The organism is Pseudomonas sp. PA-7-1E, from assembly GCF_021605325.1.
Taxonomy (GTDB): Bacteria; Pseudomonadota; Gammaproteobacteria; order Pseudomonadales; family Pseudomonadaceae; genus Aquipseudomonas; species Aquipseudomonas fluorescens_BV.
The window spans coordinates 1-9,008 of sequence record NZ_WKFA01000097.1 but is presented as its reverse complement, the minus strand read 5'-3'; the positions used below and the strand labels follow the sequence as shown (position 1 = coordinate 9,008).

Annotated in this window: 11 protein-coding genes; all 11 read left to right on the top strand. The window is 59.1% G+C overall.

Annotated elements, in window-relative coordinates; genetic code table 11:
- Positions 1-42: 42 nt before the first annotated feature.
- Positions 43-594 (top strand): terminase small subunit, encoded by a 552-nt coding sequence (locus GIW79_RS28950; protein WP_034117633.1) that lies wholly within the window; start codon positions 43-45, stop codon positions 592-594.
- On the top strand, positions 557-2,593 hold the full coding sequence (locus tag GIW79_RS28945) for a phage terminase large subunit family protein (RefSeq protein WP_236456301.1): 2,037 nt from the start codon (positions 557-559) through the stop codon (positions 2,591-2,593). Before GIW79_RS28950 ends, GIW79_RS28945 begins: the two co-directional genes overlap by 38 nt.
- Positions 2,584-2,796, top strand: coding sequence for a hypothetical protein (locus GIW79_RS28940; RefSeq protein WP_034117634.1), 213 nt, complete (start codon positions 2,584-2,586; stop codon positions 2,794-2,796). The genes GIW79_RS28945 and GIW79_RS28940 overlap by 10 nt, the downstream gene beginning before the upstream one ends.
- Positions 2,793-4,319 carry a phage portal protein gene (locus GIW79_RS28935; protein ID WP_236456303.1) on the top strand — a complete coding sequence of 509 codons (1,527 nt, stop codon included), beginning with the start codon at positions 2,793-2,795 and terminating at the stop codon, positions 4,317-4,319. The genes GIW79_RS28940 and GIW79_RS28935 overlap by 4 nt, the downstream gene beginning before the upstream one ends.
- Positions 4,285-6,372 (top strand): ClpP-like prohead protease/major capsid protein fusion protein, encoded by a 2,088-nt coding sequence (locus GIW79_RS28930; RefSeq protein WP_442968638.1) that lies wholly within the window; start codon positions 4,285-4,287, stop codon positions 6,370-6,372. The genes GIW79_RS28935 and GIW79_RS28930 overlap by 35 nt, the downstream gene beginning before the upstream one ends.
- 69 nt (positions 6,373-6,441) lie before the next feature.
- Positions 6,442-6,756 (top strand): DUF2190 family protein, encoded by a 315-nt coding sequence (locus GIW79_RS28925; protein WP_236456305.1) that lies wholly within the window; start codon positions 6,442-6,444, stop codon positions 6,754-6,756.
- Positions 6,756-7,136, top strand: coding sequence for a head-tail joining protein (locus tag GIW79_RS28920; protein WP_442968637.1), 381 nt, complete (start codon positions 6,756-6,758; stop codon positions 7,134-7,136). Before GIW79_RS28925 ends, GIW79_RS28920 begins: the two co-directional genes overlap by 1 nt.
- Positions 7,111-7,635: a hypothetical protein gene (locus GIW79_RS28915; protein ID WP_236456309.1), complete on the top strand. Its 525-nt coding sequence runs from the start codon at positions 7,111-7,113 to the stop codon at positions 7,633-7,635. Before GIW79_RS28920 ends, GIW79_RS28915 begins: the two co-directional genes overlap by 26 nt.
- A 29-nt stretch (positions 7,636-7,664) precedes the next feature.
- Positions 7,665-8,198, top strand: a complete 534-nt coding sequence (locus GIW79_RS28910; protein ID WP_236477463.1) for a phage baseplate assembly protein V — start codon at positions 7,665-7,667, stop codon at positions 8,196-8,198.
- 55 nt (positions 8,199-8,253) lie between these two features.
- On the top strand, positions 8,254-8,472 hold the full coding sequence (locus GIW79_RS28905; protein ID WP_236456719.1) for a hypothetical protein: 219 nt from the start codon (positions 8,254-8,256) through the stop codon (positions 8,470-8,472).
- A gap of 6 nt (positions 8,473-8,478) precedes the next feature.
- On the top strand, positions 8,479-8,805 hold the full coding sequence (locus GIW79_RS28900) for a GPW/gp25 family protein (protein WP_034117639.1): 327 nt from the start codon (positions 8,479-8,481) through the stop codon (positions 8,803-8,805).
- Positions 8,806-9,008: the final 203 nt, after the last annotated feature.

The window sequence follows — 9,008 nt, the reverse complement described above, 5'->3', positions numbered from 1 at the left end:
CATTCGCTACGTGTGACCCTTTTTCAGAGGTTGGTTGTTGTTATGTCTTCGAAGATCACCACGATCACGCGACAGCCTGGCTGGCTGAACAAGAAGAACATGGCAGACAGCCTCGGTATTTCGGTGCAGGCCTTTGATAAATGGGACGTTCCGGCCATCGCGAAGATCGGCCGAGAGTCGTTTTATGACGTTCGGTCGGTGGTGGATAACCGGCTGCAACACCAAACCGGCAAGCAGCAACCTGGCGCGTTAGAGGTCGATCCACTCATTGGTTACAAGATTGATTGTGAGCGACTTCGGTTGACCCGTGAACAGGCCGACGCTCAGGCACGCAAAAACAAGGTCGGGGATAAGGAGCTGGTTCCTGTCGGATTCATGATCTTTGCCCTGGCCAGCCTGTCCGCGCAGTTGGCCTCAACCCTCAACACTGTTCATAAAAACGTGAAGCGCAAACATCCCGATATCAACGTGCGCCACTTGGAGGCTGTTGAAACGGAAATTGCCGTTACGCGTAACGCGGCTGCCGGGTTGGCTGATCGCATACCGGAGCTTTTGGATGAGTACCTCGCCACCCTGGATCAAGAGTCTGGTTGAGGCGGTCCGGCGCGGGTTGAAAACCCTTGAAGTCGATCCGCCCATGACGGCAGTGGAGTGGGCTGACGAATATTTCTACATGTCCTCAGAGTCGTCCTACGGAGAGGGCAAATGGACGACTGAGTTTTTCCAGGTCGCGTTGCTGAACGCTATGGGTAACGACCTGATACATGAGCTTAATCTGCCGAAATCGGCGCGCATCGGTTACACCAAGATGCTGATGGCGAACATCGCCTACAAGATCAAGCACAAGAAACGCAGCGTTTGCATGTGGAGCCCGACCGACGACGATGCCAAGGGCATCATGAAAAAGCACGTCGACCCCATGATTCGCGATGTACCAGTAATCAAGGCCATGGCGCCTTGGTTCGGTAAAAAGCACAAGGACAACACTGAAGATCAAAAGACCTTCGAAAACCGCAAGGTGTTGTGGTGGTTGGGCGGCAAGGCGGCGGGCAACTACCGGGAGAAAAGCCCGGACGAAGTGGGCTACGACGAGCTGTCGAGCTTCGATGCGGACATTAACAACGAGGGTTCGCCCACCTTCTTGGGGGATAAGCGTCTAGAGGGCGCGACCTTTCCTAAGTCTATTCGTGGCTCAACGCCCAAGCTTGCGGGCAGCTGCCAGATTACGCGAGCGGCCGAGGAATCAGCCTACCTGCTGCGCTTTCACATCCAGTGCCCGCACTGCCGCACTGAGCAAACGCTGAAGTGGGGCGGCAAGGATGAGGCGTTTGGGCTCAAGTGGTCCAAGGATGCCCTGGGCGAGGTTGATAAGGCTTGGTATCTCTGCGAGTCCGGCAATGGCTGCGCGTTTGAGCATTACCAGATGGTCGAGGCGTCACGCACCGGCCGCTATATCTGCGAGAAAACCGGCGTCTGGACCCGCGACAGCATGGAGTGGTTCGGGGCGGATGATAAGCCTATCCGCACACCGCGCCGCCTGACGTTCCATATCTGGACGATTTATTCAACGTTCACCACTTGGGTGAAGATCGCAGACGAGCGCGTCAAGGCCGGTAAGGACCGGGGCAAGCTCAAGACCTTTGTAAACACCACACTGGGCGAGCCGTGGGAAGAAGACCTGACCGAGAAAGTTGACTGGGAGTTGCTGCGCGAACGCCGCGAGGTATATGCGGCCCAGGTTCCCGCTCGTTGCGCAGCCCTGATGGGTGGCATTGACACTCAGGATGACCGCTACGAGCTTCGGGTATGGGGCTTTGGAGCAGGTGAGGAAGCTTGGCTGGTCTACCGTCGAGTGTTGACGGGCGATCCTGCTAGCGCCGAGCTGCTGCGCCAAGTCGGGCTTGAGCTGCACAAGCAGTTCACCCGCGCTGACGGCACGAAAATGGCCGTGATGCGCTGGTGCTGGGACTCTGGTGGCCACCACTCGGAAACGGTGAGGGCACAGAGTCGCAAGCACGGCTTGCATTGGGTGGTACCGATTTTTGGTGCCAGTACCTACGGAAAGCCCATTGCCAGTTTCCCGCGCAAGAAAGAGAGAAAGTCAAAAACCTACCTAACCGAAGTCGGTACCGACAACGCTAAAGAGGTGATTTACAACCGCCTAAAACTACAGCCGGACGGCAATCGTCCGGTACCGGGCCTGGTGCATTTTCCAGCCGACGACGCGATTTGTGATGACGACGAACTCAAGCAGCTGACCAGTGAAACCAAGAAATGGATCTTGGCGAAGGGGCGGCGGGTGCTGCGTTGGGATGCCAGTAAGAAACGTAACGAGGCGCTGGACTGCTTTGTGTACGCGCTGGCCGCGTTGCGAATTAGCCAAGAAAAGTTCGGTTTGGATCTGGAGTTGCTCGCAATGGAAGCCCAATACGTTCCCGATTCCGGTACGTGGGAGGTTCCCGATGTGATTGATCCAGGGTCTGAAACGGAAGAATCAGAGCTGCCGATTGAGTCGGCGCGGCCTGAGCCCCTATCAACTCAAGCCGACGCCCCAGGCGACTGGCACAACGTGGAAGGTAACGGATGGCTATAAACGCGCAGGAGATGCTGGACAAGTATCTGGAAGCGGAGGCTGCCATTCTGCTGGGTAAAACGACCATTTTTAATGGCCGTACCCACACCATGGCCGAGCTGCCGCAAATTCAAGCAGGACGACGCGAGTGGGAGCGCCGGGCCAACGCCCAGCGCGCCGCCGCGCAAGGCAGTCCGGGTTATGCCCTGGCTGACTTTCGGTGAACATCCTTGACCGCTGCATTGCAGCGGTAAGCCCTGGTGCGGGCCTGCGGCGCCTGGCGGCACGTAGCGGCATTCAAGCCTTCGAAGCAGCCGAAATAACACGCACGCACAAGGCTAAGCGACAAACGCGGAGCGCTGACAGCTCGTTGCAGCGAGACGCCGAGTCGTTGCGTGGTCAGTCTCGAAAGCTGGACGAAGACCACGACCTGGTGACGGGGATTTTTGACCGACTGGAGGAGCGTGTGGTGGGTGGTGCCGGCATCGCCGTGGAGCCGCTGCCCTTGGATCATGCCGGCAACATCCACCTGGGGTTTGCCGCGCAAATTAAATCCCTGTGGGCCGAGTGGTCGTTGCGCCCGGAAACCTCGGGAGAGCTGACCCGGGCGCAGATGGAGCGCCTGGTGTGCCGCACTTGGTTGCGCGATGGGGAAATGCTGGCCCAGCAACTACTGGGCAAGGTGCCGAACTTCAAACACCTGCACAAAGTGCCTTTTTCGTTGGAGCTTCTGGAGCCGGATTATCTGCCCTGGAACTACAACGATGAGGCTAAGGGGATTTGCCAGGGCATCACGCGGGACGCCTGGCGTCGTGTTCTTGGTTACAACCTGCTGAAGCGTCACCCCGGCAGCGCTTTGGGCTTCAGCCTATCCGTAGATACCAAGTTTGTGCCGGCCGAGCGGATGTTGCACATCGCTTACCGTAAACGGATTGGGCAGAACCGTGGCCAGCCGCTATTGCACGCGGTGTTGACCCGCCTGGCGGATATCAAGGATTACGAAGAAAGCGAACGTGTTGCGGCGCGCATCAGCGCGGCCCTGGCGATGTTTATCAAGAAGGGCTCAACCGACGATTACATAACTACGCCTACTACCGCTGGCAAGGATGGCCAGGCCACCGGTGCGCGAAGCATCCCGATTGCCCCCGGGATGGTGTTCGACGGGTTATTGCCCGGCGAAGACGTGGGGATGATCGAAAGCAACCGGCCCAGCCAGTTCGTGGAGAGCTTCCGTAACGGTCAGTTGCGAGCGGTCGCGGCTGGTACGCGTATTGGTTACTCGACCGCGACGCGTAGCTACACGGGCACTTACTCGGCCCAGCGCCAGGAGCTGGTCGAGTCGCAGCTAGGTTACGACTTGCTGCAACACGAGTTTATCGATTACTGGGCGCGCAAGGTCTACCGGGGCTTCGTCGAAATGGCCTTGGTGAGCGGCGTACTGGTGCCGCCTGGCGACGTCAACATGGACTCGGTTTATAGCGCGGTTTATCAGGGGCCGGTGATGCCCTGGATTAACCCTGTGCATGAGGCGACCGCCTGGGATTCGCTGGTGCAATCGGGCTTTGCTGATGAAGCCGAAGTAGCACGCGCACGCGGTCGTAACCCGCAAGAGCTGAAGCGTTCGCGTCAAGCGGAAGTTGAAAGCAACCGGGCAAAAGGGCTGGTGTTCAGCTCGGACGCCTATCACAAGTTCTACGGGAAAGTGACCGTCAATGCAGACCTATCAAGCGAAAAAGAGAAAGCCTAACGCGCCGCCCCTGATGCTGCCCCGGGCATCGGTTCAGTCTTCGGTTTCGGCCGTGATTACGGCGGCAAACCAACCGGTGGAAAGCTGGTACTCAATGCGTGCGATGGCGCGCGGCAGTATCGAGATTCTGCTGTATGACGAGATTGGCGGGTGGGGGATCACCGCCAAACAGTTCGCCCAGGATCTGGCGGCGTGCGGTGACGTGTCACAGATCAATTTGCGCATCCACTCCCCTGGGGGTGATGTGTTCGCCGGCATGGCGATCTACAACACCTTGAAGGCGCACCCGGCACGGGTAGACGTGTACATCGACGGCTTGGCGGCTTCAATGGCCAGCGTGATCGCGATGGCGGGTGACAAGGTCTACATGCCGACTAACGCCATGATGATGATTCATAAGCCCTGGGGCGCGCAGGGCGGTGACGCGGACGACATGCGCCGTTATGCCGACCTACTCGACAAGGTTGAGGGGACGTTGGTCCAGGCCTACGTCAGCAAGACCGGCAAGAGCGCGGAAGAGATTCACGCGTTGCTGAAGGATGAAACGTGGATGGATGGCAGTGAGGCGGTGGCAGCCGGCTTTGCTGATCAATTGATTGACCCCCTGGTGGCTGCCGCACAACTCAAATCGAAACGCATGCAGGAGTTTGAACACATGCCACCAGAAGCTTTTAGCTCGCTGATGAACCCGCGTAACCAAGTACCAGCCCCTGCGCCGGCCCCTGCACCCGCACCGGCCGCCGCTGCTACGTTGACCCCTGACCAGATCCGGGCACAAGTGCTGGCGGAAGAAGGCGAGCGACGCACCGGAATTACTGCCGCTTTCGGCGGTTTTGCCGCCGCACATTCGGACCTGCTGCAAGCTTGCGTGACTGATATGGCCTGCACGGTGGAAGGCGCGCGCACGTTGTTGCTGGCCAAATTGGGCGAGCAAACCACCCCGTCCAATGTTGCAGGCATGCACGGCCATATTTCCAACGGTAATTTGGTCGGTGATTCGGTGCGCGCTTCGCTGGAGGCGCGCATTGGCATTACAGCTATCGAGGCCAGCAACGGTTTCAATCACATGAGCATGCGCGAGCTTGCCCGGGCGTCACTGACCGAGCGCGGCGTTCTGGTGGCTACGCTGAATCCGATGCAGATGGTCGGTTTGGCGTTTACCCACGGCTCCAGCGACTTTGGGCAAATCTTGCTGGATATCTCTGGCAAGTCGGTGTTGCAGGGCTGGGAAGATGCGCCCGAAACGTTCCAGCTTTGGACCAAAAAGGGCCAGCTGAGCGACTTCAAAACGTCTTCCCGTGTCGGCCTGGGTGAGTTTCCTAGCCTGCGTGAAGTGCGCCCCGGCGCTGAGTACAAACACATCACGCTGAGTGATCGTGGCGAGCCGATCACGCTGGCCACCTACGGCGAAATGTTTTCGATTACTCGCCAAGCCATCATCAACGATGACCTGTCGTTGCTGAGTGACGTGCCGTACAAGATGGGCCAGGCCGCGCGTGCGACCATCGGTGATTTGGTCTATGCGGTGCTGACCAGTCCGCCGAAGATGCGCGACGGCAAGCCGCTGTTTGACGCCTCTCGCAAGAACTGGGCGACCGGCGCCGGCTCTGAGCTGTCCATTGCCAGTCTGATCGCGGGCAAGACCGCGATGGCTTCGCAGAAAACGCAGGTAGACGGCGGCAAGGCCCGTACTCTTAACATCCGACCGGCCTACGTGCTGACGCCGGTTGCCCTGGAAGATAAGGCCAATCAGCTGATCAACTCGGCCTCGGTGCCGGGCGCAGATGTTAACTCGGGGATCATCAACCCGATTCGTGGTTTCGCCAAAGTAATCGGTGAGCCGCGTCTTGATGATAGTTCGGCAAGTGCCTGGTACATGGCTGCCAAGCAGGGTACCGACACCATTGAGGTGGCTTACCTCAATGGCATCGACACGCCCTACGTCGAACAACAGAACGGTTTCAGCGTCGACGGCGTGGCCAGCAAGGTTCGCATTGATGCCGGCGTGGCACCTGCCGACTATCGCGGCCTGTACGGCGCTGCCGGCAAGTAATCCGCGGTTCCCCCTGATAGCCCCGCCGTGTGCGGGGCTTGTTGTTTCTGTGTTCTGGAGAATTGAACGATGTCTAAGAATTACCAAGGCCCCGGCCAGACCGTCACCTTTGTTTCACCCACTGCTGGGACGACTTCGGGTGTTCCTCTGGCGATTAACGCTCTGGTGGTAGTGCCTATGGACACCACCGCTAAAGGCCAGCTGTGCGTCGGTGCCCTCGGCGGTTCGTGGTTGTTGCCCGTCACGGGAGCCCTGAAGCAAGGCGCGAAAGTAAGCCTGTTGGCGGGCGGCCTGGTGGCCGATGGGACCGCTGACGCGGTGCCATTCGGCAAGCTGCTGGGCGATGCCTCTGGCGGCTTCGCTGAAGCGCTGTTGATCCAGTAATGGCCGGCGGCTTTCGAGCCCTGGCTGATCGCATGGACGCTCTGGCAGTACAGCGCCTGGGCGATCCTGCGACGCTGGCAGATGGTCGGTCTGTTTATGGCGCGTTCGCCTCGCCTTTTGTCGGTGCTGAAATCGGCGGCGGTAAGACGGGTGCGGCGCGATTGGGTGGCGCAATCAACGCCGACGAGGTGTTGGAACCCACGCTTACCGTGCGTGTGGTCGACGTCCAGGGCGTCAAGAAGGGCGACCATTTAACCATTGAGCTGCCGGCCCTATTGGGCGGTGGCCGCTACAAGGTTGTCCGCCTGAAGCCCGATGGTTCCGGCATGGTCGACTTGGTATTGAGTGTGTCCAATGAGCGAACTGACGACATTACATGATGCGATCACTCGCATCATTAGCGAGCAGATGCCCCGGGTTGTACACGTTGAGCAGTTCCCGGAGTTGGGCGCCGAGGTGATGACGCCGGCGTTGTTGTACGGGATCACTGATATGGGCCCAGGCCAGGATCGGGGGGAGGGGAAAACGGCGATCATTGGTCGTTTTCAATCCTGCATTCTGGTGGAAGCTGACCGCCCGAAGGCATCGCTACAGGCCGCTATCCTGGCCGGCCAAATGATGACGGTGCTAAAGGATCAGTGGTGGAATTTGGATTTTGTTACCGGGCCGCCGGAGCAGGTACACGCCCAGCCAGAAGCCCCAACGCTTGAGCTAGAGCAGTTTGTCATGTGGTCGGTTCAGTGGATTCAGCCCTTTGAACTCGGTGAATTTGAATGGCCTTGGCCAGATGAGCCGCCTGGTTCCCTGGTGTTCGGTTTCAGTCCCGATATTGGGCCCGGCAGTGAACAACAGTACGTCGCACCGGAGGATATCCCGTGAGTGCCTACGTCCTGGCCCAGCATGACCGCATGATCGCGGCAATGCTCAAGCCTTGCTATGTGGTCGCGGTCGACCTGGCGGCATCGCCTCCGGCGTGTCGGGTTTCGGATGGAGATTGGACCAGCGCTTGGGTGCGCTGGCACAGCCTGGCTGCCGGCAAGGCCCGGCACTGGCGCTCGCCCAGCCTGGGAGAGCAGGGCGTGTTGTTCAGTCCCAGCGGTGAGGCCGCTCAGGGCACGTTCATTCCTGGGCTTTACGGCAACGCCGGCGCGCCGCCGGATAACCGCGATCATGTGGAGGTGTGGCGGTTTGATGATGGCGGTTCCCTGGTCTACGACTGGCAGGCCAAGTCATACACCATCACCTTGCCCAGCGGCACAGTGACTATATCGGTCGGCGGCGCTTCGGCCGTGGTGACAGATAGCAGCGTTACGGTAACGGCGGGTGATATCGGTTTGATAGGCGCGGTCAAGGTTGACGGCCCTTTGCTGGTCACTGGGGACATTACCGGCCTTGGGAAAGTAATCGACACCACGGGTAACACGCCGAACCACAAGCACTAACGAACCCATCCACAACAGCCCGCCCAGTGCGGGTTTTTTTACGTCTGGAGCAAACATGGCCAAGTCAGTCAAAGGCGACACCGAAGAACAGAACACCCCGCCAAACAGCGCCCAGGTGCGGTACCGCGACAAGGTGTATCGAACTCGCACGATCATCCTGCAGGACGGCCGCGTGCTGCCGGTGGAGGCCTTCACCGTTACCGTAACGGCAGACGATGAACCGGCCCTGAAGTGCCTGGCTGAGCATCCCGAGTTTGAGCTGATCAAGGAGTAACGCCCGATGATGGGAATGGATCGCCGTACCGGCAAGATCATTTCCGGCATCGAGTATTTGCGCCAGTGCATTGAGGACTGCCTAACCACCCCCTTGGGCAGTCGCCGCCAACGTCCCGAGTACGGCAGCAAGCTCCGGCGCTACGTCGACTTGCCTGTATCTGGTGGCTGGAAAAGCGCCGTACAGGCTGAAGCCGCGCGCGCCCTGGGGCGCTGGTTGCCGCAACTGAAGCTTGAAGGTGTGCGGGTGACGGCGGTTGTAGGCGGCCAGATAACGCTGGAGCTGAAAGGTGAATACCTGGGCGAAAGCCACTTACTTGAGGTATCGGTATGAGTGCCGTGGATTTGTCGACGCTTCCGGTACCCGAGGTGCTGGAATCCCTCGAATTTGAGGAAATATACGCCGAGCAGTTAGGGATGGTCTGAAGTAGTTGTGTATTTCTGGCTGACTTCAGCCCCTGCCGATTTTAAAAGCGGCAAATCGATCAAAAACGCTCAGATCACCCGCTTATTTCTGTGTTTTTAGCCGCCGCGAGC